Source organism: Chryseobacterium sp. CT-SW4 (genome assembly GCF_048572715.1).
Taxonomy (GTDB): domain Bacteria; phylum Bacteroidota; class Bacteroidia; order Flavobacteriales; family Weeksellaceae; genus Chryseobacterium.
Genome location: NZ_CP183840.1, coordinates 1,242,964 through 1,266,641 on the forward strand (window position 1 = coordinate 1,242,964; position 23,678 = coordinate 1,266,641).

Sequence of the window (23,678 nt, forward strand, 5' to 3'; positions counted from 1 at the left end):
ATCTTTACTATTAATCAACAAGTAAGAACCCAGTAAATTGATCCCCGTCAGGTAGAATGTTTTTCGCAATGCAATGAATAAAAATGTATCGAGACCTTGTTGTTTTACTTCATTAGTTTTCCAATCTCACCTCTCGATACGCTTCACTTTGTTCCGCACTCGAGGAGACGTACTATATCTTTACTATTAATCAACAAGTAAGAACCTCTAGTGAATTGATCCCCGTCAGGTCGAATGTTTTTCGCAATGCAATGAAGAAAAAATGTATCGAGACCTTGTTGTTTTACCCCCATAGTTTTCCAATCTCACCTCTCGATACGCTTCACTTCGTTCCGCACTCGAGGAGACGTACTATTTCTTCACTATTAATCAGCTAATAAGAACCCAGTAAAATGATTTCCCGTCAGGTCGAGTGTTTTTCGCAATGCAATGAAGAAAAATGTATCGAGACCTTGTTGTTTTACTTCCTTAGTTTTACAATCTCACCTCTCGATACGCTCCACTTCGTTCCGCACTCGAGGTGACGTACTATATCTTTATTAATCAACCAGTAAGAACCCCTAGTAATTGATTACTCCGTCAGGTCGAATGTTTTTCGCAATGCAATGAAGAAAAAATGTATCGAGACCTTGTTGTTTTACCCCCATAGTTTTCCAATCTCACCTCTCGATACGCTTCACTTCGTTCCGCACTCGAGGAGACGTACTATTTCTTCACTATTAATCAGCTAATAAGAACCCAGTAAAATGATTTCCCGTCAGGTCGAGTGTTTTTCGCAATGCAATGAAGAAAAATGTATCGAGACCTTGTTGTTTTACTTCCTTAGTTTTGCAATCTCACCTCTCGATACGCTCCACTTCGTTCCGCACTCGAGGTGACGTACTATATCTTTATTAATCAACCAGTAAGAACCCCTAGTAATTGATTACTCCGTCAGGCCGAGTGTTTTTCGCAATGCAATGAAGAAAAATGTACCGAGACCTTGTTGTTTTACCCCTTAGTTTTCCAATCTCACCTCTCGATACGCTCCACTTTGTTCCGCACTCGAGGTGACGAACTACAACTTATGTACTTCTCCCAATAAGGTCACAATTTTAAAATTAAAAATATCTATATTTAAATAGAAAAAAGTAGTAGAAATCAATATCGAAGCGGCAAGATAATTGTTGTTAACTAGGAACATCACAAATTAAAACATATGAATTTACAGTTGCAACCCCATTCAAAGGTGGAAGATAATCCCATGGACAGTTTCTTTGATGACGTACTGAAGGGACTGCAGAATACTCCCAAAAAACTATCTTCCAAATATTTTTATGATAAGACGGGAGACGAGCTTTTTCAGAAGATTATGGCTATGCCGGAATATTATATCACCCGTTGTGAGCTGGACATTTTTCAAAATAAAACTTCAGAATTGGTCCGGCAGATTATTTCTGATAAAGAGCCTTTTGACCTGATAGAGCTGGGAGCTGGAGATGCTATGAAATCAACCTATCTCCTTCAGTATCTTATGGAAAAAGGCTATGATTTTACTTATATGCCGATAGATATTTCGGGGAATATTCTTTCTGTTTTAAAGGAGAAATTAAGTATTCGTTTTCCTGATTTGAATCTCAATCTCCTGGAAGGAGAATATTTTGAAATGTTACAGGAGGCAGCTTCATTATCCGGCAGAAAAAAGGTAATTCTGTTTCTAGGAAGTAACATAGGGAATATGACGATAAAAGAAGCAGAAACATTCTGTCGTGATTTAAATAAAAATCTAAACCTGGGAGACAGGGTATTAATTGGCTTTGATTTGAAAAAGAATCCTCATACAATCTTAAATGCCTATAATGATAAGACGGGAATTACCGCAGCATTTAATCTTAATCTCTTAAATCGCATCAATAGGGATTTGAATAGTAACTTTAATCTTGAAAATTTCCAACACTATCAAACTTACGATCCACTGAGCGGAGCTTGCCGAAGCTTTTTGGTAAGCCTGAAAAAACAGACGGTTACCATTGGAAATACGCCCATTCTATTTGAAGAAAATGAGCTTATTGATATGGAAATCTCTCAAAAGTTCTCACCGGAAGAAATTAAAGAACTAGGAGCAATCTCGGGCTTTATCCCCATAGGAGAAATTAAAGACTCCAAAAACTGGTTTCTAGACACCATCTGGCAAGTAAAATAAAGATAAAAAACATACATTCACATACCATAATTATAAAATCAAAATAATCACACATCCAACCACATCCACATAACCACCCATCAATATAATTACCCATCAAAATATCAACATCAAAATAAAAAAACAACCATCCAATAACAAGAATAAATAGATCAACCAAAAACTTACCACCCACCTTATAAATCTGCCCAATCTGCGAGAGAAAAAAATTAGCATTATCAATCAAATCCTGCACATTAAAAAACAAATACAGCAGCATATACCACCATCAAACAAATCCGCGTAATCCGCCAAAAAAACTTTTAACTCAAAACCCCAGAAAATATGACCCCAGAAATCACCCCCAAAAACATCACAAAAAAATACTCCACCATCAGAAAGCACACAATAGAAATCTGCTCTCCCCTGGAAATCGAAGACTACGTTGTACAACCCATCGTCGATGTCAGTCCTCCAAAATGGCACTTGGGCCACACCACCTGGTTTTTCGAAACCTTTATCCTGCTACCCAACTTCCCGGGTTACAAAGCTTTTGATTCCCAATACAACTTTGTATTCAACAGCTATTATGAAACCATTGGAGCAAGAGTAATCCGCACGGACCGAGGAAACCTGAGCCGCCCTTCCGTTTCGGACATATATAAATACCGGAAATATGTAGATGAGCACATGCAGACCTTTCTGGAAAGCGAATATATGACTGAATCCATAGAACCCCTGTTGGAACTGGGGCTCAACCATGAACAGCAACATCAGGAATTGTTAATGACGGATATTAAATATATTTTGGGTCATAATCCACTATTTCCCTCTTACACTAAGGAAATTAAAACTAAAAATCCTAAAGAAAAAAATATAGAAATGATCCGGTGTGCCGAAGGAATCTATGAAATAGGTTTTGAAGGTGATAGCTTCTGTTTTGACAATGAACGGGAAAGACATAAAGTATATCTCCGTGACTTTGAAATTGCGGACAGATTAGTCACCAATCGTGAATACCTGGAATTTATGGGAGCGGGGGGCTATACCAGTTTTAAATATTGGCATGCCGAAGGTTGGGACTGGGTGAAGCAAAACGAAGCAAAAGCTCCGTTATATTGGCACTATATAGATGGCAAATGGATGAATTATACCCTGAACGGGCTAGAAGAAGTGGATATGGATGAAGAAGTCTGTCATATTAACTTTTATGAAGCTTCAGCCTATGCATCCTGGAAAGGAGTGCGCTTGCCCACTGAAGAAGAATGGGAAGTGGCATCAGACCTTTTCAATTGGGGTAGCAGGTGGGAATGGACCAACTCTGCCTATTTACCCTATCCGCACTTTAAAAAAGAAGAAGGAGCAGTAGGGGAGTATAATGGGAAATTCATGGTTAATCAGATGGTATTGCGGGGAGCATCCGTAGCAACGCCTGCCGGTCACAGTAGGAATACCTATCGTAATTTTTTTCAAACCAATTTAAAATGGCAGTTTACGGGAATCCGGCTGGCCAGATAATTATTATTCATGATTACAGTTGAATCAGTATCAAAAAGCTTTAATGGAAAACCCGCTGTGGATGGAATCTCTTTCCAGGCATATGACCGGGAAACACTTGTCCTTCTGGGGACCAGCGGTTGTGGAAAAACCACTACCTTAAAAATGATCAATCGTCTTATAGAAGCAGATTCCGGGCTTATTACCATAAACGGTATCGATATCCGCGACCGCAAAGCAGAAGAATTGCGTAGGGGGATAGGATTTGTAATGCAGCATTCCGGATTATTTCCTCATTATACCGTTCAGCAGAATATTGCAGTAGTTCCGGAGTTGTTAAAATGGGAAAAAGGCAGAATAAAACAGAGAACCGGGGAGCTTTTGGACAAGCTGCATCTTCCGGAAGAAATACTATTAAGATACCCTCATGAACTTAGTGGAGGACAAAAGCAGAGAGTGGGAATAGCAAGAGCTTTGATTGCCAATACACCGGTTCTGCTGATGGATGAACCTTTTGGAGCCCTTGACAATATTACGAAATCAGATATTCATTCCGAATTTAAATCTCTGAAGGAACTTAAAAATAAAACCATTATCCTGGTGACTCATGATGTTCAGGAAGCCTTTGAATTGGGACACCGCATATGCCTTATGAATAAAGGTAAAATTATACAGATGGGTAGCCCAAAGGAAATGCTGTATCAGCCTAAGAACGATTTTGTTACTGAATTTTTTAATGAAAACAAACTTTTGCTCGAATATAAAGTTGCGAAGTTAAAAGATCTCAACCCGTTTATAAACCTTGATGATGCCAATTACAAACTGAACCTGCCTGAAGATACCAATGTCTGGGAAGCTTTACAGAAAACAGGCTCAAACCATACCCATACAGGATATTACGAAAATCTGGTTAAAGCATTTAGCGAATACAGAAAAATACAGGTGTTATGAAGCAACAAAGTCTCTGGCAGTTTGTCATAGAACAGCAGGAAAAACTTTTCGTTCAGGTGGTACAGCACCTTGGCTTGACATTTTTATCATTAGTGTTGGCTATAATCATCGGGATACCCTTAGGAATATTAATTGCCCGGAAAAGAAAAATTTCAGGAGTAGTGCTGGGAAGTGCAGGAATTTTACAGACGATCCCTAGTATAGCGTTGCTCGGTTTTATGATCCCTGTTTTGGGAATCGGTGCCAGGCCCGCTATAATAGCCTTGTTGATCTATGCCCTTTTACCGGTTATCAGGAATACCTATACAGGAATTACAGGAGTGGATCCTACGGTTGTAGAAGCCGCAAAAGCATTAGGAATGAACAAAAGACAGCTTCTCCTTAAAGTGGAGCTTCCTTTGGCAATGCCTGTAATCATTGCGGGAATAAGAACAGCAGCGGTCATCAATGTAGGGGTGGCTACATTAGCATCTTTTGTGGCGGCAGGAGGATTGGGAGAATTTATCTTTGGAGGAATTTCGCTCAACAATACCAATATGATTCTTGCAGGTGCAATTCCGGCTGCATTGCTGGCGGTGGTTCTGGATCAGTTGATTGCCCTCATACAGAGATCGGGGCATCGGTTATTTAAAACATTAAAATACACAGTTCCGGCTTTTCTTCTTATTCTCGGGATGGGCTATATATGGTCCACGAGTTCGGAAACTCAGATCAAAGCGGGCTTTACTCCGGAATTTATGGGAAGGCAGGACGGAGATCTGGGCTTACGTTCAGTTTATGGGATAGAAGCCAATCCGCTTGTGGTTAATGATGCCATTATGTATAAAGCGGTATATGAAAAAGAACTGGATCTCATCAGTGGTTATTCTACCGATGGACGGATTAAAGCCTTTGACCTCTATGTGCTGGAAGATGATAAAAAAATATTTCCGCCCTATTTTGCGGCGCCCATTATTAAAAAGAAAACACTTATTCAGTTTCCGGGATTGGAAGAAACCCTGAATCTCTTAGCCGGTAAGTTTAATGATTCGGTGATGACAGATATGAACTATAAATCCGATTATCTTAACCAGACTCCCGAAAAAATAGCAAAAGATTTTCTAATGAAAAACAAGCTCTATAAAAATCCCCGGAAAGGAAATTCAAAAACAATACGGATCGGATCCAAAATTTTTGGAGAGCAATACATTCTGGCGGCCATGTATAAAATGATGATTGAAGGCTATACAGACTATAAAGTGGAAACAAAAACAGGGCTGGGAGGAACCAAGATCTGTTTTGATGCCTTAATGAATGACGCTATTGATTTTTATCCCGAATATACGGGAACGGGGCTTTTAGTACTGTTGAAACCTACGGAAAAAACCATTAAAGAGGTAACTTCAAGCCCGGAAAAAACCTATCAATATGTAAACTCAGAATTTGAAAAACAGTTTGGGATTCAATGGTTACGGCCCCTCGGATTTAATAATGCCTATGCGCTCATGATGCGCAGGACACAGGCGGAAGAGCTGAAAATAAGGATAATATCCGATCTTAAGAGGTATTACAAATAAAGAATACCGAAAGAAAGTGAAAAAGTTTATCTTTGTTTTTCAAGTTTTATGAATACATTTTATTAGAAAATTTTTTAATGATGAAAAAAAATAGTCTTCTAAGGCCTGCAAAAGGAATTTTTATGGCAGGATTTCTTTTCCTGAATACATGGTCGTATGCTCAGAAAACAGCAGACCTTTCAACCATTTCAGAAAAGACTTTACAACATATTTTAGAAAAAAATAAAGCCTATTATAAAGAAGGTAAAGTAGCAGATTACATTCCTGAGCTGGGAAAAATGCAGGCGGATGCGGTGGCGTTTTCTGTGGTAGATAAAAATGGTAAAGTTTTTAATACCGGAGATGTCCATAAAAAATTCACGATGCAGAGTATCTCAAAAATTATAGCGTTAATGATTGCCGTAAAAGAAAGGGGAGAAGAGAATATCTTTGATAAAATGGGGTATTTCGGATCAGATAAACCTTTTAATCATTTTTCGAACCTTGAAACGACAGGTAAACCGCTTAATCCTATGATGAATGCCGGAGCGATACTGACCACTTCATTAATTTCGGGAGAAGGAGAAAAGCCCTTCCTTAAAATCCTGGATATGGTAAGATATATTACTAAAAACCCTTCCCTGGATTATAATAAGTCCGTATACGAATCTGAAAAAGCAACCGGACACCGTAACCGCGGAATGTTCTACCTGATGAAAAATAACGGATTGATCTCGGGAAACGAAGACCAGCTTGACAACTATTTTAAACAATGTTCCATTGAAGTAACGGCAGAGGATCTGGCTAAAATAGGATATTTCTTTGCTAACGGATGTGTGCGTTTTGATGGAGATGCCACCTACAAAAATGAAGATATGGCAAAATTAATCGAATCACAAATGCTGACTGCCGGAATGTATGAATTTAGTGGGGAATATTCCCGTACGGTGGGATTGCCCAGCAAATCCGGAGTGGGAGGCGGAATTACCGTAAGTGTTCCCGGAAAAATGGGAATCGGGGTTTTCAGTCCCTCACTGGACAAGCATGGAAATTCATTGGCAGGTTATCACATGATCCTGGATTTAGTAAAACAATATAACCTGAGTATTTTTTAAAATGTTACCTTCGTACGCTGTAAATAATAATTAAGATGAAAAAAATAATATTTCTGGTTTCCGCACTGTTCATTTTGAACTCCTGCATCGTATCTACCGCTACAAAAGTAGTAAAGGGGGCGGTGAACGTAAGTTATCATGCTGTAAAAGGAACGGTAAACGGGATCAGCTGGGCGGTAAGCAAAGCTAAAGGAAAGATCGACGAAGATAAATTGGACGGAACATGGAAAGTGGTAGGTGTATACAAAGGTTCTTTTGAAGACTTTTCAAACGATCAGAATCCGGAGAGCTCATTTACCACCGATTGTGCGGAAGGAAGCTATGACCAGATTATTTTTAAAGCTAAAAAATCAAGGTTTAAGCCCGTACATTGCAGCTCCGACAAAGAAGACTGGGTAAAATATTCATTGGAGTTTGGAAAAAATCCTTTAACGAAAGAAAAAGAAAACTACATCGAATATAATTCCCACAATTATATTTCCGTCATTGATGCCAACAATAAAACCATGGTGCTGGAAGGAAACCTGATGCCCAAGCTTGCTTTTTCCGGTGCCAAATTATACCTGCTGGAAAAGGTAAAATAAAAGGAGCTCATTGCATTTAAGAGCTTTTATTCCAGATATTCTTGCAGATCCCTGTAAGAAAATGCACGTCTGTATATTCCGGGCAGATAATCTTCAGCCGGATCCATTACTTCATGATAAGTATGGATCGGGGTCAGGCTTTTAGGATATCCTCCCTCATGATTGGGAGCATTCCAGTAGGCAAAGATTCCATAGGCAATAGCACGCATCCACTCATCATATATTTTCTTGTTTTTTTGGGAAGTGCTCATAGCAGGTTTTAAAAGGGAAACCATTTCAAAAAGCCTGGCAGCAGTATGAGAACGTCCTGTTTCCAGGGGAAGGTACTTTTTCCTGGCGTTTTGGGTATCAGCAGAATTTTCATCTCTGGTGCCGGCTCCTAATCTGCCCTGATCAAATTTAAATCCTTTAAAAACTCCACTCCTGGAACGGATTTCTTTTTCCGATATGGGGACTCTCTTATAAGGTCTGTCTCCGTCGGTTACTTCCCATCTCATAGCTTCCTTAGGACTGTTCTTTCCTTTATATGGATTAGGAATGAGCTGAGGATGAGCAGTAGGTAAGACCCTGCTGTTTCCCCTTGGGCTGAAGAGCTCTTTAATGTCGTGCAATATGGCTATATTTTCACTGACACTGAAATTTTCCTCAGAAAATGCCAGGCTGATCCGGTCTGTTTTAATAAACATCATATTCAGTATCGGTTGTAAGCTTTCTATATCGTCCAGATCGGGCTCTCCTCTGAGTTTGGGATAGGAATTAGCCAGATTATAGCTTCCGCCCATATTGGGGATGAGGTTGGCAATAGGATTGGTGGTAAGATAATAGCTCATTTTACCCCATATGCTTTCCTGTCTCCAGAGTTCTTGGGCTAGCGCTCTCCGTAATGTATTGAGGTTGTTCCGTATTTTTTCATTTTTCAGGACCCGGATGGCGAGTCTTACTTCCCGTTGCTGGTTTTTCTTTAACCGGGGATGAGAATCATAAATAAGCTGCTTATAAAAAGACTGACGGTCAGGAAAAGATTTCCAATAGGCTTTTGGCTGATCATCTTCCAGACCGAGGGAAGGTTTGATGGATCCTAATAATAGCCCCTGGGGCAACACCCACGGCCGGGAAGCCATCCAGCTGTGAAAGGTGTCCTTTAGTACTGAAGCAGGAGTGTCCTCGGGAAGCATATTTTCTTTCATTGCATATTCATACACCTTTTGGATTAATTCATCAATAGTTTCACCGGGTTCTAAAAGTGTTTTATAATTCAACATATTCTAATAGTTTTTAAAAATTATCAATCGGTAAGGGCCAGTCTGTTCGTGCTGAATTCGGGAATAAGGGAATAATCACCTTCCGCGATTCTTTTAGCCTGCTCCAGGAGAATGAACTTCTGATGGCTGCCTGTTGCTTTGTCCGGGTGATATCGAAGAGCCAGTCTTTTGTAGGCTTTATAGAGATCACTATCATTAAAATCAGGGGAGAGGTTCATAAACTGTAAAGCATTCTGATAAGCAAACTTCATTTCCGGTATTTCCATAAAGGTGGATGCCTGTGGGGCTAACACCATAGCCATTCCTTTTTCTTTTTCAGGTTGTAAATATTCCATAATCACGGCCATATCTCTTTCGGTAAAGCCTTTTGAGAAAGATCTTATGGCAGCTGGTTTAGGAGTTCTTCCAGGTCTTCCCGGGGCCCATGAAGGACGTCTTTCCCCCGGATATTGTTTGAAATACTTACCGGATCGTGTAGGAGGTTCAAGAACTCCCAGCCGTTCATATCCTGAAGCCATTCCTCCTTTGCGTGTCCTTCCCTGTGCAAACAGATGCCAGGCGGCCATTCTTTTTCCCCCTTCACTGCCCGGTTCTTCCATATATCGTACCAGGTATCCGAGAAGTGCCATTACTTCGAGATTTCCGCTTCGGAATCCAAGATGCTTGACCTCATGAAAATGACGATGCAGAAAATCATAAAGCTTAAACTGTCCGAAACGTGTATGACCTCCCCATGCCCGTAGCGCATCCGAATTTTCGTTCCAGAATTCTGTAAGATTAAAGACTTTGTCAGGATCGATTTTTTGTGCGATTAAATCATATTTATGACTTTTGGCCGGTGTATATCCTTTATCCCCGGCAATGATCACCGCGTCATAACTTTTGACAGCTTCACGGACAATTCTTTTAATGCCTTTATAGCTTGAATCGTGCTCCAGGTGGATGTCTCCCTTTTTTCCACTGAAGCGGGACCATATGACGGCAATATTACTGCCTTTCACAGGAATGGCTTTTCCTTCCAGCCATGTTTTTATTTCCGGGTCTCTCGAGTCGTTAACATCCCAGGCTCTTCTTATTTTCTGGCGCATATTCTCCGAAAAATATTCGGCAACATAATCGGTACCGCCCGTTACGGACATAACATCATCCCGTAAAATATTTTTTTTTGTTTTTGTATTTCCGAATTGAGTTCTCTGGATATTAACCGCATAATTTTTCACTTCCGAAGAAGCATGCCGGATATTATTTACATACAGAAGATGTACCCTTGCAGGCTGTATTCCCGAATCCAGATAAAACCGGGCTATGGAAACTCCTTTGTCGGTAGGATCGTAAATGGGACCCGTACCGGTAGTTACAATAACATGGGCACGGTCATCATCAATTAAAGTGGCGACAATTCCGAACATATCACCGGTAGCATATCCGGGGTGAATGATGATTTGGGGATAAATACTTGTTCTCATAATAGATGGGATTAGAAATCTTCCGGAAAGGATAGAGGACCTTTATTACATTGATCCTGCTTCCGGCTTGAGTTATGGTTATTTTTTTATTGATCCTTTAGATGATTCTTCACAAGTCCTGACAGGCTTTATGAAATCCGAAGGTTTCTACAAATTTCAGTCTTATGCTTCGGATGGAGGAGAGGGTAAATACCTATTTTTATAAATTAGGGGTTTACCCTTATTCCATACCGGGACAAAGGTTCTTTTGATTCCCGGGGCCTTATTATGGGGTTAAGATCCTTTTATTAACCGATCCAAGGCTTTATCATTCTTCATTTCACATTTGGGAGAATTCCCTCAATTTTTAAAATTCAGTTTTTTCCCCGAGAGGTGATTGGGTTGGGTTTGTGAAATTTGTATCAGACAAAAGAGATAGGGAGTTCCTTACTGAAGCTTAGTATGAATATCTCATATTAAAAACTAAAAACTAAAACCATACATAACCATTTAAACTTAAAATATGGCAGATACAGTAAACAACCAGACTACAGATGCGGTAACGCAGACGAATGTGACGGTCCTGGGAGAATCACCGGCACAGGCGATGAGCATGCTTTATCAGATGGCTACCCATGCCAGCGGAATATCCATTCAGAATTCGGTGACCAACCAGCAAAACCTGAACCAGCTTAATCCTGCGATTGTGGCAGATGCTATTAAAATTTTAAAAGGATAATTCTAAAATTTTTTTAAAATGAATACCAATGCAGACACACCAGGAGCTAATGCAGCCACAGGCGATCCAACACCCCAGACTCCGGCAGAGAAATCAGTAGCGTTTGTTAATGCTACGGTACTGGCTCCACCGAAAGCCACTCCCATGACCGGAGCCGCAGAGATCATGAAAGATCAGGCAGAGGGGATGATGGTTCAGGATCTTCAGTCTTTTTTAAAAGGCTTTGAACAGCTGGGATTGATTGCGATCAGCAGGCTGGCCAACAATATCCTTACCTATGGAACCTATTATCATAATCCATCTTCCACAGGTTCCAAAAGCAGTGAAGAAGAAATGGCGGCACCTGATACCGGCCAGGGAAATGAAGCCATACGGGACTTATTCAAGATAGTAGGTGACTATGCTGAGATTAAAGCCAGAATATCTTCGGGAAATCCGGTTTCCAATACAGGCACCCAGCAAGTGCAGGATTCACCTTCTTCTCATCAGCCTGATGATGACCCCGAAAAAAAAAACGATTGACCCCACCCTCTAAACAAGAAAACACACTAGAAAATGATACCGTGGAAAAAGATCTATATCCGGCAAAAAAAGGGGAGGGAACAACCGTTCTTAAAACCATAAAGCTTGCCCAGCCCATTGTAAAGCCCGCCATAGAAGAACCCGATATTCCTTCACCGGAAGTGGAGGCGGATCAGCCTAAAGTAAATATTATCAACAAATTTTTTAATAAACTCAAAAACATAACCTATGAGCTATTCAAACGACCTTAAACCCGCCAAAGTTTTAAACCTGAGATCTCTTACCGAGCTGAATGAAAGTTTCTTTCTTCAGAGGGATGATGATACCGCCTATTTCAGCATGAAAAAACCGGAAAACAATTTGAACAGAATTGTATTCAGCTTAAAGACAAATACCATTAATATTACTCCTGCTATTCGCTTTGTAAACTGTATCAACAAAAACAAAAGATATATATCTTACCAATCCTTTGTGATAGAACCCAAAAGTGAATGTACCGGAATTACGGTTGTCATGATCAAACTGGATGATTCCAAAAACTTTTTCTGTAATGTAAGGATTCTTCCTTTAAGTAAATTAAGTGACATTGCAGAGCCGGAGACGGATTCCAAACTGCTGACGGTCAATCTGGAGAAAGCGGAAACGGTTTTAAAAACAGATATCACCATTTGTCCGTCCAATACGGGAGAAGCGTTGTATTCCACTCATGATATTGATGTGAACAGTATTTCGGATCTGGTGACATCCGGTGACCTGGTAGAGCTGAAAAGAGAACTGGAATTTCAGGGAGCAAAGCTTATTGCCCACTATTCACAGGAGATACTTGATATTGTGGTTAATGAAAATTCGGCAAATCCTGCTGGTACTCCTTTATTTTCGGAAGATTATATTTTACAGCTTCCTTCAAGCCAGTTAAAAGAGCTTCTTACAGCCAATGTGATTACAGGAAATCTGGCTACGGAAATCGTGGGAAGCAATGTGATACAGGGTATCAATTCAGACTGGACGGCATCAAGCGCTTTTATAGGCTATTTAATTTAAATACCCATCATCATGGATACAGAGCAGCTATGCCTTCCGGCTCCGGAAGAGAAACCTGAAACGGATCAACCGGGTAATATTCCTCAGTTTATCCTTAATCATGAAGATGAAATTATCCAATATATTAAAGATAAAGCGACGAAAGAAACATTAAAATCGTTGGCTCCTCTACTGGAAAAACTGGAAGAAGCTGTAAAGCAGCAACAGGCAGGTACACCTGCGGCTCCTACAGGTGCTCCGGCCATCAATTATGAAGAGCAGCTGAAGAATATGCAGGAAATCTCTAAGGAAAAAATAAAAGCCAAAGAACTCCGCATCACGGAAAAGCTGATGAAGCTTCAGGCTAAAGTAGCAAATATCAACAGATAACTAATCTAACTCCCAAAAACTATACTTTATGGAAAATTATAATTATGATGTGAATGTAGAAGTGGTGGCATCATCACCTGCTGTATCTACAGGAATTTCACTCCAGGCCAATGCCCATTCCACTGGGTTAATGTTTGAACAATCAGTAATGAATCAGCAGAAAGACTTTCAGATTTCCATAGGAAATTCCGTAATAAGCACTAAAAAGCTGGTGGGAAGAAAAATAAGATATAAAGAAATTGGAATCCTGAGAAAAAGTCGTTTTGACAACAGGATCTGACACATAAGCCAAAAGCCCAATCATGGATGCTGTAACTTTTTTCTCAAATATGATCTTCTAATGTCTCTACAAACAGCCCGTACAGCATCCTGCTATTGGGGATCGGCTCAGTAAATTTTTAAATTGAATTAATAACTACTAACCGAGATCTGATCTCACAAAACTTTAAATTATGGCACAGACAGTCAACCCACAGGTCACAGATGCAGTGACACAATCGAATGTAAAAGTAGTAGCAGAAGCTCCTGCAGTTGCTTTAGGAAACGTCTATCAGACAGCAGCGCATTCCACAGGAATCATGTTTGAAAATGCAGTGAATGCACAGAATCAGCAGAATATCTTAGGACAGGCGGCTACCAATCAGGGAATCATGCAGATTTATAGCGTAGATACCATTGCAGACGCTATTTCCATTGCTAAAATGCTGAGTGCATCTTAATAGATGATGCATCCTGATTAAACTACGGAAAAAATCAAATCCGGACAACCGGAAAATCCGGTTGTATTTCTTAAACTTTTAAAATTAAAAAAATCATGGCAACAACAGTTAATGAACAAATCACAGACGCGGTGACCCAGTCCAATGTGAAAGTAGTGGCAGAGGCGCCGGCAGTAGCATTAGGAAATGTATATCAGTCCGCCGCACATTCCACAGGAATCATGTTTGAAAATGCAGTGAATGCACAGAACCAGCAGAATATTTTAGGACAGGCAGCCACTACGCAAGGGGTAATGCAGATCTACAGTATCGATACCGTTTCCGATGCAATCGCTATTGCTAAAATGCTAAGTGCTTCTTAAAAGTGTAATTAAATTAATAACCACGGCCGGAAAGTCCGGCTGTTTTAAATCTTAACTCAAATTATAAAAAATCAGAATTATGGCAACAAACGTCAATGAACAGATCACAGATGCAGTAACCCAATCCAATGTAAAAGTAGTAGGAGAAGCTCCTGCAATGGCTTTAGGAAATGTATACCAGTCCGCCGCGCATTCCACAGGAATCATGTTTGAAAATGCAGTAAATGCACAGAACCAACAGAATATCTTAGGACAGGCAGCTACTACACAGGGGATTATGCAGATCTACAGCATGGATACCATAGCGGATGCAATTTCAATTGCTAAAATGCTGGGTGCATCCTAAATCCTTTTAAAACTCTTCATAAGTCAAAAAATTATTATTAACAGGGAATACCATTCCCACAAAAACTTAAAATCATGTCACAAACAGTTAACCAACAGATCACTGATGCTGTTACCCAATCTAACGTAAAAGTGGTAGCAGAGGCTCCTGCAGTAGCCTTAGGTAACGTGTATCAGTCCGCAGCGCATTCCACAGGAATCATGTTTGAAAATGCAGTGAATGCACAGAACCAGCAGAATATCTTAGGACAGGCAGCTACTACACAGGGAGTAATGCAGATTTACAGTATTGATACTGTTTCTGATGCAATCGCTATTGCTAAAATGCTGAGCGCTTCATAACACAGGAATATTTTGTTTTTAAAATTTGTAATCGGGGAGTATCCATAAAGATGCTCCCCTGATTTTTATTTATCAAAAAGAACAATTTCATTCACGTCCACAATATTGTTCTGTACCGCATAAATTACTAATCCTGCCGTATTCTTTACACTGGTTTTAATGATCAGGTTGGTCTTATGGGTTTCTACGGTTTTGGGTGAAATATAAAGACGGTCTGCAATTTCTTTGGTGCTGAGCTGCTGGCATAATAATTTAAGCACATCAATCTCTCTTTCTGTCAGGTCATTTTTAGAATAAGCATTGAACTGGGGAAGCTTATTGGATAGTTGTCCTCTCATTACTTCGATCTGTTCATTGGAAAAATAATGTCCATGTTGGTACACATTATCAATTACGGTAATAAGTTCTCTGAGTTCTACTTCTTTAGGCAGAAAAGCGTGAGCTCCCATCTTTAACATCTGTCCCATAAATGAACGTCTGTAAAAGCTGGATAAAACAATGATCTTAATCCGGCTTTCCTGCTGAGATAAGGTATTCATGACTTCTATTCCGTCGCCATCCGTCATTTTAAGGTCCAGTATAAGAACATCAAGGGAGTCTGGAGTATATTCACTCAGAAAAGAATTTCCGCTTTTGGAAGTCAGGACTACATCATAATTTTCAATGGTTTCAAAATAATTTTTTAATAATTGTACAAAAAGTGAATCATCATCTACAATTCCGATTTTGATTTTCATGGTTTAATTTTAGTTTAGGGGTTTACAAATAATATATTTGGTTCCTTTTTCAGGCTGGGTTTTTAAGGTATGGAAGGCTTTGATCTGCCGGATCCTGGACTGTATATTTTTTATTCCGATTCCTTTATAATGGCCGTTGGAAGCAAATCCGCAGCCATTATCTTCCACGATAAGAATAATGTATTGGGAAGATATTCGCAGCGTTACGCGAATGGTATTGGCATGGGCGTGCTTTAAAATATTGTTGATAATCTCCTGAGTGATCCTGAACAGATTGAGTTTTACCTCACTGCTTATATTGGTTTCGTGGCTGCCGTAATGAAAATAATCGATTTCCATAGGGGTGTGGATCTGTTCCAGATAATCACCGATAAGATCTTTAAGCTCAACTTCTTTCAGGTCGGGAGGAGTGAGGTTGTGGGATAATTCCCGGATCAGCTGCATGGATTTTTTTAAATCGGTGTTGATTTCATGAATATTTTTAGTTTCCGTATTCAGTCGTATAAGATTAAGTCTGGATAATATATTATCATGCAGTTCTTCTGCGAGACGTTCTCTTTCTTTTTCCTGCAGAAAAAATGCTTCTTCCAGACAGCCTGTCTGTGCGTTACGGACCAATTGAATTATTTTTTGTTTATTTCTTTTTAGGTTGTCCTGATAATTGATTACCAGTACAATGATGAATAAGGTAATAAAGAACAGGAGTCCGAGGCCTGTCCAGATCCATCCGATTACTGAATTCTGATTTTCCACTTTAACATCCCGGGTGGTTTAGAACTCAGTATTGTAAAACAAGAAAATCAATAGAATGGGGAAATTGTGAATAAGGATTATCTATCCCTACACGGTCATTTTTAGGATCGGGCTTTTTAATTTTAAATTTTACTTGCTCATTTTTAATTAAGTAATCAGTGGTATTAGTTTTCATTTTTAGATATTTTGTAATGATAATTAATTTTTGTTGAAATTTACAAAAAAAACTATATTTACCACCTCTGCGAGAAATATATTAAGCTAAAATTGAGATTTTACGCAATTGGCGCAAATCCCACTTACTACAAAATTATAGCTTTTTACTAAAAAATCTTTAGGTAAAACAACGTCGGGAACCATGTTTTCAATACAGGTCACCGTATGGCATTCTTCACAGTTGAAATGGAGGTGATTATGATGGTGATCATTTTTTTCACAATTATGGCATTTGGCATAATTCACAACTCCGTCTACATTGACAATCTTATGGATTTTTCCTTCTTCTTCCAGACGGTCCAACACCCGGTAGATGGTTACCCGGTTGCATAAATCACCCACCTTTTCCTGAATAGCAGTATGAGACAGAGCAGTTTCGGAATTAAGGATGAGGTTTAATATTTCCGTTTTTGCATGGGTATTTCTGATTTGTTTCATTTTATTGCAATTAAGTTGCGTTATAAATTATTTGTGTTTACTTTTGCAACAAAGTTACAATAAGGAAATTTAAAATCAAATATAATTATGCTTATGAAATCTAAAATTCTTGATGCGGTGGGAATATCTGCAGCTGCTTTATGCCTTGTTCATTGTATTGTTTTTCCTTTATTAATAGTACTACCACTAGGCTTATCCCATAATCCTTATATAGATATGGCTTTTTTTGTGATTGGTATTGCTGTGGTATATAAAGTAACCCGGCAGATTACGGAATGGTGGCTGAAAGCTTTGTTTTGGATTTCTATTCTGATGATAGGGATTTCCATATCAGCAGACTTTCTGTTTGAAATTCATCTTCCTTTAATCTACGTCGGTGCGGTAGGTTTGATTACGGGACACTTAATTAACTTTAAAAATCATAAGCACTAAAGTGTTAATTCGGAGAATCGGAAAATATTCTTTATATTAATGATTATTTAATAAAAACATGATGGGACAGGACGGGTATATACGTTATATTGTGTCCTCAAAAATTTGAATTCATATGGACAGACGTAAGTTTCTTAAAGGTTCAGCATTATTATCAGGTCTTTTTACAATTAATCCGATAGACCTTCTGGCGAATGATGTACAAAGATTTCCTAAAAGCAAAAGGAAAGCAAAAAACATAATTTTCATGATCAGTGACGGCATGAGCCCCGGAACATTAGCTATGGCTAATCTTTATTCCCAGAATATCCTTGGAAAAAATACCAACTGGATGAACCTTTATCATGAAAATAAAGCATCAAGAGCCCTTATGGACACAGCTTCCGCAAGCTCTATAGTAACAGATTCGGCGGCAGCGAGTTCATCATTTGGAGGCGGATTCCGGGTGAAAAATGGAATGCTCAATATAGGAGCTAACGGAGAAAGATATCTTCCTATCTGGCAAAAGTTTAAAAAAGAAGGCAAAAAAGCAGGCTGTGTAACCACTGTAACGATTACCCATGCAACGCCGGCCGGTTTTTGTGTTAATTCCGAAAAGAGAAGTGCTGAGCCGGAAATTGCTGAGATGTATGCGGACATCGGCTTGGATGTAATGATGGGAGGAGGAGATGAATTTTTCAATGCTGCCAAAAGAAAAGATAAAAAAGATGTTTACGGTATCTATAAGCAGAAAGGCTATCAGGTTCTAAAAGAAAGATCTCACCTGAAAAAGCTTGAAAAAGGGAAGAAAGTGCTGGGCGTTTTTAATTCTGGTGCTTTGCCTTATTCTATTGACAGAAAAAATATTCCTGAATTACAGGAAACCCCGACACTGGGAGAAATGGCACAGGCAGCGATCGATCAGATGAAAGACCATAAAGAAGGCTTTGTTCTCCAGATAGAAGGGGGGAAGGTAGATTGGTCGGCACATGCCAATGATATAGCAGCGCTCATTCATGACCAGCTGGCTTTTGATGAAGCCGTAAAAGTAGCCTTAGACTTTGCCGAAAAAGATGAAAATACTTTGGTGATCATTACTACTGATCACGGTAATGCTAATCCGGGCACTCTATATGGAACCAATGCAACTAAAAATTTCAATAGTATTGCTCAGTATAAATATACCAATGAATATGTTTTGAATGCTATCCATGCCGACTTTAATCTTCAGCAGATCAAAGACTGGATCTTTGAAACCAATGGCTTTAGCCTTGCAGATGAAGAAGCAAAACATTTGTTAGATTTTTATTCCGGTCTGGAAAAGCAGGAAGACGGATTGTACAATTATAAGAAACTTCCTTTCAAGGTATATTCCGAGATTCAGAAAAAGCATAATTCCGTAGGATGGATCAGTATGGACCATACAGGAGATTATGTGGAATTGGCGGCTTACGGCCCGGGTAGTGAGCTTTTAAAACCTTTTGTGAAAAATACGGATTTACATTATCTGATGTTGGAAGCAGCAGAAGTAAGCGGATGATAACAGGTATATAATCGCAAAAACCTTTCCCATACCTAGGTATGGGAAAGGTTTTTTTATAAAAATATTAATAAACTAATCTTCGTTGAATTCCAGGATAACCTGGTCAAAATCTGTTCCGGAATTTCCAGAATCATTCGTACTGGTTCCGTTAAGGTCATTCCATCTTCTGGTGGAACTTCTGTTGGTTGCCAGAATGTGACAGGAACCTTCCGAACCTCCTGCATTATTAGGCTCACCTGTATTGAACCAGTTTTCCGGAGTGGAATTAGGGGAAGTAGTCCAGTCAATTACCCAATCTTCTCCGGTAATCCAGGTAAACTGAACCGGGTTTCCAGGGTAGGCAACTTTATTGTAGCCTATCCATACGCTGTGATCAAATGTATATCCGTTAGGTGCTGCCGCAAGGAGATTAGAATTCACCCATGTTCTTTCATTATTTCCGGTCATTGTGACAATATATCCTCCTACTTGTTTGGCGAAGTTGAAGGTATCATAGAAATTTTTCGGTCCTCCCAATTGATAAGCGCAATAAGTATGGCCGTTCCCAGAATATTTCTTGCATCCTCTTTCTGCTACGGAAACTCCTCCATAAGTGGCTGGTACTGTTCTTAACGATGCTTTCTTAGGAGTATATCCTAAAATAGAAGTACTGAATCCGGATGAACCTTCAGAAGTGGTATTTCCTACTGTAAGCAAAGTCACTACCCACGTAACCCCACTGGTATTTCCTGTACTTTTTACGGTTGCATAATAGCCTGCAGGCACTGTAAACCTGCTCTGAGCGGAAGAAAGATAAGATACGTCAATGGTTTCTGTACCGGAAGGAAGGATGGTAATATCAGCAGTTCCTCCGTTTCTTATTTCATATATCCTGCCTGCAAAATTACCTGGAACAGCTTGTGCGGGAGGTAATGTCCAGGTACTGGCAGCAGTTCCTCTGAAGTCTAGGTACTGATCCGTAGAAAGGAATGTGTACGTAGCAGCAGTTATACTCTTATAAGGAGTGGCATAAGACCCTCTTACATCAAGGGTACTTCCTGGATTAGGTGTTCCTATTCCTACTTGTGCGTTAGCGGTTAAGCCTAAAAAAATAATGGCTAAAGGTAAAAGTCGTTGTTTCATAACTGATTTTCTTTTCTTTGTCTTTTTTGTAAAAGTAAAAAAAACGTGATATATACCATGAGTATAATTCTATTTTTTTATTATTCTAAATTAAAATATGATTTATACATTAAATTAATTGCGTGTGTTTTGTCATTTATTTTCCATGCTTTAATTAAAAATATTATGCCATAAAATAAAATAATTCGTTTTATTTTGGGACGAATGCTTTATTTTGTAACCTATTTATTGATTAAAACATCATGAAAATACAGATTGTAAGTGATTTACATCAGGAGTTTGGTTCTGTAGATCATAATTTTGAAAATGCAGATGTGGTAATTTTTGCCGGGGATGTAAATATAGGCACAAAAGGTATAGAATGGATTAAATCTAAAATTAAGGACAAACCTGTGATTTACGTATTAGGAAATCATGAATATTACAAGGGAGCTTATCCAAAAGTTTTAAATAAAGTGAAAGAGGAAGCCAGAGGTTCTAATGTAGCTGTGCTTGAAGATTCGTTTATAGATATTGAAGGAATACGCTTTCATGGAGCAACATTATGGACAGATTTTTCACTATTCGGAAATCCGGTTCAGTACGGAATGATATGCCAATCTAAAATGAATGACTATAAATTAATAAGAAGAGATCCTTCTTATTCTAAGATGCGAACACTTGATATCTTTAAGATTCATCAGTTGTCAAAACTGTGGTTAACAGAAAGTCTGAAAAATTCGGAAGCAGTCAAGAATGTGGTAATAAGTCATCATGCTCCAAGTATACAATCGGTTCCGGAGAAATATAAAAATGATCCAATTACGGCAGCATATGCTTCAGATCTGGAAAGTTTAATTATGGAATATCAGCCTTTATATTGGATTCATGGGCATATTCATACGCCTAGCCGTTATAAGATAGGAGAAACGGAAATTATCTGCAATCCTCATGGATATATGGATGAACCTGACACAGGATATGAAAGGGAATTGATTATTGAAATTTAATATTTAAAAAAAAGAAAGCCGGAAATTTTCCGGCTTTCTGACAATATTAGATATGAATAAAAAAATACTACTTGAGTGTAAATTTTACTTTGGTTTTAATAGCATCAGAAGAATTTCCGATTAAAGCTTCAAACTCTCCAGGCTCAGCTACCCATTGATGTTTTTCAGCATCAAAATAGCTTAAAGCGGATTTATCAATGGTAAAGCTCACTTCCTTCTGTTCACCCGGGTTTAGGTATACTTTTTCAAAACCTTTTAATTCCTTGGCAGGACGTGGAACAGAAGATTGAAGATCGCTGATGTAAAGCTGCGCTACTTCAGCTCCTCCCTTTTTACCGGTATTCTTTACCGAAACTTTGAAAGTAATGGTATCGGAAGTGCCCAGGCTGGCCTTGTCCGCACTGGCTTTCCCAAATTCAAAAGTGGTGTAGCTCAGCCCGTGTCCGAAACTGAATAAAGGTTTGATATTTTTGGTATCATGCCAACGGTAGCCCACAAAAATCCCTTCATTATAGGTAATATTGATAGGGTTTTTCTGATCCTTTCCTTTACCTGCTGCCAGTTCTTCCTTATTTCCGGGATATTCTCCTAACTGATGGGCGGAGTTATCTTCCAGTTTTACGGGGAAGGTGAAAGGAAGTTTACCCGAAGGGTTGGCATCGCCCGCTAAAATGGAAGCGATTGAATTTCCTGATTCTGATCCCAGGTACCACGCCTGCAGTATAGACGGAACATCTTTTACCCACGGCATAGCAACGGCATTTCCGGAAACAAGGACTACGGCCAGGTTTTTATTGGCTTTTGCCAATGCGTTAATCAGCTGATCCTGGTTATAAGGAAGTCCTAAATTTTTACGGTCATTTCCTTCGCTGTCCTGGAAGTCACTCTTATTTAATCCCCCTACGAAAATGACAAAATCCGATTTTTTGGCAAGGCTTACCGCCTCATTCAGTAATTCTGTTTCAGAGCGGTCATCCTTTAAGTTCTGTCCGGATTTTACACCATTATATTCTCCGCCGATATCACCTACATATCCTCTGGCAAACTGCACATCGGCTTTTTTTCCAAACCTTGCTTTGATTCCATCTAATGGTAATGTTTCATATTTTACCTTTAAAGAAGAAGAACCTCCACCTACTGTCATGATTTTGATGGCATTTTCTCCGATAACGGCAATTTTCTTTGTTTTGTTGATATCTATAGGTAATAAATTACCCTGATTTTTTAATAAGACGATTCCTTCTTCCCCGATTTCTTTAGCAATGGCTTTATGTTCTTCCGAAGCAATATTCCCGAACGGCTTATTTCTGTTCATGGTGGTTTTATAAGCCAGATGAAGGATTCTGGTGACCTTATCATCAAGTTCTTTAGTTCCTACTTTTCCAGCTTTAATAAGGTCGAGGTAAGGCTTGGCCAGGTAATAATTGTCATATGCATTTTTGGTTCCGGCAGAAAGCCCGTTGGTCCAGCTTCCGAATTCCAGATCCAATCCGTTGTGAATAGCCTGCTCCGTATTATTCACGGCTCCCCAGTCGGAAACCACTACGCCTTTATAGTTCCATTCTCCTTTAAGGATATCATTTAAAAGATATTGGTTTTGGCTGGCATACTGATTTTTATACATATCATACGCACCCATTATCGTCCATGAATCCCCTTCGGTAACGGCTGCCTTAAAAGGAGGAAGGTAAATTTCATACAAAGTACGGTCGTCAACAATTACATTGCTTGTATGGCGGAACATTTCCTGGTTATTTAAAGCAAAATGCTTTACGCTGGTGGCCACTCCGTTGGACTGAACTCCTTTGATATAAGGTACCACCATTTTGGAAGTAAGGTAAGGGTCTTCTCCCATATATTCAAAGTTTCTTCCGTTCAGGGGTGTTCTGTAAATATTGACACCGGGTCCCAGCAGAATATCTTTTTTTCTATATCTGGCTTCCTCACCTAAAGCTTTGCCATAATTCCATGACATTTTTTTATTCCATGTAGCAGATAGGGCCGTAAGTGCAGGATAGGCAATAATGGAGTCGTTGGTCCATCCTGCCTGGTCCCATTCATCCCACATTACTTCCGGGCGTACCCCATGAGGTCCGTCCGTAGTCCAGAATTCAGGAATTCCAAGTCGCGGAACTCCGGGAGAGCTGAATTTTGACTGGGCATGCAGCATTGCCACCTTTTCTTCTAGCGTCATTCTGGAGACTGCATCCTGTACACGTTGTTCAACCGGTTTGGATTCATCCAGATAAACAGGTATTGGATTATTTTGAGCCATGGAAGAGAATGAAATGAGAGTTAAAAAACTTATGAGGACAGTTTTCTTTAGCATAAAACTTATTTATGGATTTTCGGGTTAAAAGTACATAAATTATTTATTATCTCAAAATGAGATAATAAAATTTGAAAAATTGTTGTTTTATCCATGATAAATTCATTTTAATAATCGATATATTTATTTAATTTCGTATTATCTTAACCAC

The 23,678-nt window shown here is 39.2% G+C and carries 27 protein-coding genes; 19 read left to right on the forward strand and 8 right to left on the reverse strand.

The genetic code is table 11. From position 1 onward, the window contains the following. Nucleotides 1–1,198: 1,198 nt before the first annotated feature. The 6 genes from ABJ974_RS05545 (at nucleotide 1,199) to ABJ974_RS05570 (ending at nucleotide 7,843) form a co-directional block, all read left to right on the forward strand. Nucleotides 1,199–2,182, forward strand: a complete 984-nt coding sequence (locus tag ABJ974_RS05545; protein WP_419870393.1) for an L-histidine N(alpha)-methyltransferase — start codon at nucleotides 1,199–1,201, stop codon at nucleotides 2,180–2,182. A 324-nt stretch (nucleotides 2,183–2,506) separates the two neighbouring features. Then, nucleotides 2,507–3,679 (forward strand): ergothioneine biosynthesis protein EgtB, encoded by a 1,173-nt coding sequence (egtB, locus tag ABJ974_RS05550; protein WP_419870394.1) that lies wholly within the window; start codon nucleotides 2,507–2,509, stop codon nucleotides 3,677–3,679. Between the two features lie 9 nt (nucleotides 3,680–3,688). Continuing rightward, complete coding sequence (locus ABJ974_RS05555) at nucleotides 3,689–4,609, forward strand: ABC transporter ATP-binding protein (protein ID WP_419870395.1); 921 nt, start codon at nucleotides 3,689–3,691, stop codon at nucleotides 4,607–4,609. Further along, nucleotides 4,606–6,165: an ABC transporter permease/substrate-binding protein gene (locus ABJ974_RS05560; protein WP_419870396.1), complete on the forward strand. Its 1,560-nt coding sequence runs from the start codon at nucleotides 4,606–4,608 to the stop codon at nucleotides 6,163–6,165. Before ABJ974_RS05555 ends, ABJ974_RS05560 begins: the two co-directional genes overlap by 4 nt. Nucleotides 6,166–6,245: 80 nt before the next feature. Then, entirely contained in the window at nucleotides 6,246–7,259 is a 1,014-nt protein-coding gene (gene glsA / locus ABJ974_RS05565; protein ID WP_419870949.1) for a glutaminase A, read from the forward strand. A gap of 35 nt (nucleotides 7,260–7,294) precedes the next feature. Continuing rightward, the gene (locus tag ABJ974_RS05570) at nucleotides 7,295–7,843 is read left to right on the forward strand and encodes a hypothetical protein (protein WP_419870397.1); all 549 of its coding nucleotides are present in this window, start codon (nucleotides 7,295–7,297) and stop codon (nucleotides 7,841–7,843) included. A 26-nt stretch (nucleotides 7,844–7,869) separates the two neighbouring features. Here the strand turns inward: ABJ974_RS05570 and ABJ974_RS05575 are convergent, their stop codons facing one another. Beyond that, a complete protein-coding gene (locus tag ABJ974_RS05575; RefSeq protein WP_419870398.1) occupies nucleotides 7,870–9,105 on the reverse strand; it encodes a hypothetical protein in 1,236 nt (411 codons plus the stop codon). A gap of 23 nt (nucleotides 9,106–9,128) precedes the next feature. Beyond that, the gene (locus ABJ974_RS05580; protein ID WP_419870399.1) at nucleotides 9,129–10,571 is read right to left on the reverse strand and encodes a J domain-containing protein; all 1,443 of its coding nucleotides are present in this window, start codon (nucleotides 10,569–10,571) and stop codon (nucleotides 9,129–9,131) included. A 502-nt stretch (nucleotides 10,572–11,073) separates the two neighbouring features. Here ABJ974_RS05580 and ABJ974_RS05585 point away from each other — a divergent pair. From ABJ974_RS05585 to ABJ974_RS05630, 10 genes are all read left to right on the forward strand, one after another. Then, the gene (locus tag ABJ974_RS05585) at nucleotides 11,074–11,289 is read left to right on the forward strand and encodes a RebB family R body protein (protein ID WP_047400697.1); all 216 of its coding nucleotides are present in this window, start codon (nucleotides 11,074–11,076) and stop codon (nucleotides 11,287–11,289) included. A gap of 18 nt (nucleotides 11,290–11,307) precedes the next feature. Next, the gene (locus ABJ974_RS05590) at nucleotides 11,308–11,811 is read left to right on the forward strand and encodes a hypothetical protein (RefSeq protein ID WP_419870400.1); all 504 of its coding nucleotides are present in this window, start codon (nucleotides 11,308–11,310) and stop codon (nucleotides 11,809–11,811) included. A 41-nt stretch (nucleotides 11,812–11,852) separates the two neighbouring features. Continuing rightward, nucleotides 11,853–12,062, forward strand: coding sequence for a hypothetical protein (locus ABJ974_RS05595; RefSeq protein WP_419870401.1), 210 nt, complete (start codon nucleotides 11,853–11,855; stop codon nucleotides 12,060–12,062). Then, entirely contained in the window at nucleotides 12,040–12,852 is an 813-nt protein-coding gene (locus ABJ974_RS05600) for a hypothetical protein (protein ID WP_419870402.1), read from the forward strand. The genes ABJ974_RS05595 and ABJ974_RS05600 overlap by 23 nt, the downstream gene beginning before the upstream one ends. A 12-nt stretch (nucleotides 12,853–12,864) precedes the next feature. After that, nucleotides 12,865–13,221, forward strand: a complete 357-nt coding sequence (locus ABJ974_RS05605; protein WP_419870403.1) for a hypothetical protein — start codon at nucleotides 12,865–12,867, stop codon at nucleotides 13,219–13,221. Between the two features lie 28 nt (nucleotides 13,222–13,249). Further along, nucleotides 13,250–13,501 carry a RebB family R body protein gene (locus ABJ974_RS05610; protein ID WP_419870404.1) on the forward strand — a complete coding sequence of 84 codons (252 nt, stop codon included), beginning with the start codon at nucleotides 13,250–13,252 and terminating at the stop codon, nucleotides 13,499–13,501. A gap of 172 nt (nucleotides 13,502–13,673) precedes the next feature. Next, nucleotides 13,674–13,940 carry a RebB family R body protein gene (locus tag ABJ974_RS05615; RefSeq protein ID WP_419870405.1) on the forward strand — a complete coding sequence of 89 codons (267 nt, stop codon included), beginning with the start codon at nucleotides 13,674–13,676 and terminating at the stop codon, nucleotides 13,938–13,940. 95 nt (nucleotides 13,941–14,035) lie between these two features. Then, nucleotides 14,036–14,302: a RebB family R body protein gene (locus ABJ974_RS05620; RefSeq protein ID WP_419870406.1), complete on the forward strand. Its 267-nt coding sequence runs from the start codon at nucleotides 14,036–14,038 to the stop codon at nucleotides 14,300–14,302. 79 nt (nucleotides 14,303–14,381) lie between these two features. Beyond that, a complete protein-coding gene (locus ABJ974_RS05625; RefSeq protein ID WP_419870407.1) occupies nucleotides 14,382–14,648 on the forward strand; it encodes a RebB family R body protein in 267 nt (88 codons plus the stop codon). 74 nt (nucleotides 14,649–14,722) lie between these two features. Continuing rightward, nucleotides 14,723–14,989 carry a RebB family R body protein gene (locus ABJ974_RS05630; protein ID WP_419870408.1) on the forward strand — a complete coding sequence of 89 codons (267 nt, stop codon included), beginning with the start codon at nucleotides 14,723–14,725 and terminating at the stop codon, nucleotides 14,987–14,989. Between the two features lie 65 nt (nucleotides 14,990–15,054). Here ABJ974_RS05630 and ABJ974_RS05635 read toward each other — a convergent pair whose 3' ends face one another. From ABJ974_RS05635 to ABJ974_RS05650, 4 genes are all read right to left on the reverse strand, one after another. Then, entirely contained in the window at nucleotides 15,055–15,726 is a 672-nt protein-coding gene (locus ABJ974_RS05635) for a response regulator transcription factor (RefSeq protein ID WP_419870409.1), read from the reverse strand. Nucleotides 15,727–15,735: 9 nt separating this feature from the next. Next, nucleotides 15,736–16,479 (reverse strand): sensor histidine kinase, encoded by a 744-nt coding sequence (locus ABJ974_RS05640; RefSeq protein WP_419870410.1) that lies wholly within the window; start codon nucleotides 16,477–16,479, stop codon nucleotides 15,736–15,738. Nucleotides 16,480–16,504: 25 nt separating this feature from the next. Then, complete coding sequence (locus tag ABJ974_RS05645) at nucleotides 16,505–16,654, reverse strand: hypothetical protein (RefSeq protein ID WP_419870411.1); 150 nt, start codon at nucleotides 16,652–16,654, stop codon at nucleotides 16,505–16,507. An 86-nt stretch (nucleotides 16,655–16,740) separates the two neighbouring features. Continuing rightward, entirely contained in the window at nucleotides 16,741–17,133 is a 393-nt protein-coding gene (locus ABJ974_RS05650; protein ID WP_419870412.1) for a Fur family transcriptional regulator, read from the reverse strand. A 93-nt stretch (nucleotides 17,134–17,226) separates the two neighbouring features. Between ABJ974_RS05650 and ABJ974_RS05655 the strand changes: the two genes are divergently transcribed. Together ABJ974_RS05655 and ABJ974_RS05660 are read left to right on the forward strand one after the other, a co-directional pair. Beyond that, nucleotides 17,227–17,565, forward strand: coding sequence for a MerC domain-containing protein (locus ABJ974_RS05655; RefSeq protein ID WP_419870413.1), 339 nt, complete (start codon nucleotides 17,227–17,229; stop codon nucleotides 17,563–17,565). A gap of 115 nt (nucleotides 17,566–17,680) precedes the next feature. Next, entirely contained in the window at nucleotides 17,681–19,084 is a 1,404-nt protein-coding gene (locus ABJ974_RS05660) for an alkaline phosphatase (RefSeq protein WP_419870414.1), read from the forward strand. A 75-nt stretch (nucleotides 19,085–19,159) separates the two neighbouring features. Here the strand turns inward: ABJ974_RS05660 and ABJ974_RS05665 are convergent, their stop codons facing one another. Continuing rightward, nucleotides 19,160–20,209, reverse strand: a complete 1,050-nt coding sequence (locus ABJ974_RS05665) for a hypothetical protein (protein WP_419870415.1) — start codon at nucleotides 20,207–20,209, stop codon at nucleotides 19,160–19,162. A gap of 242 nt (nucleotides 20,210–20,451) precedes the next feature. On the opposite strand from ABJ974_RS05665, the gene ABJ974_RS05670 reads away from it, so the two are divergent. Further along, entirely contained in the window at nucleotides 20,452–21,198 is a 747-nt protein-coding gene (locus tag ABJ974_RS05670) for a metallophosphoesterase (RefSeq protein ID WP_419870416.1), read from the forward strand. A 67-nt stretch (nucleotides 21,199–21,265) separates the two neighbouring features. Here the strand turns inward: ABJ974_RS05670 and ABJ974_RS05675 are convergent, their stop codons facing one another. After that, nucleotides 21,266–23,527: a glycoside hydrolase family 3 C-terminal domain-containing protein gene (locus ABJ974_RS05675; protein WP_419870417.1), complete on the reverse strand. Its 2,262-nt coding sequence runs from the start codon at nucleotides 23,525–23,527 to the stop codon at nucleotides 21,266–21,268. Nucleotides 23,528–23,678 lie beyond the last annotated feature (151 nt).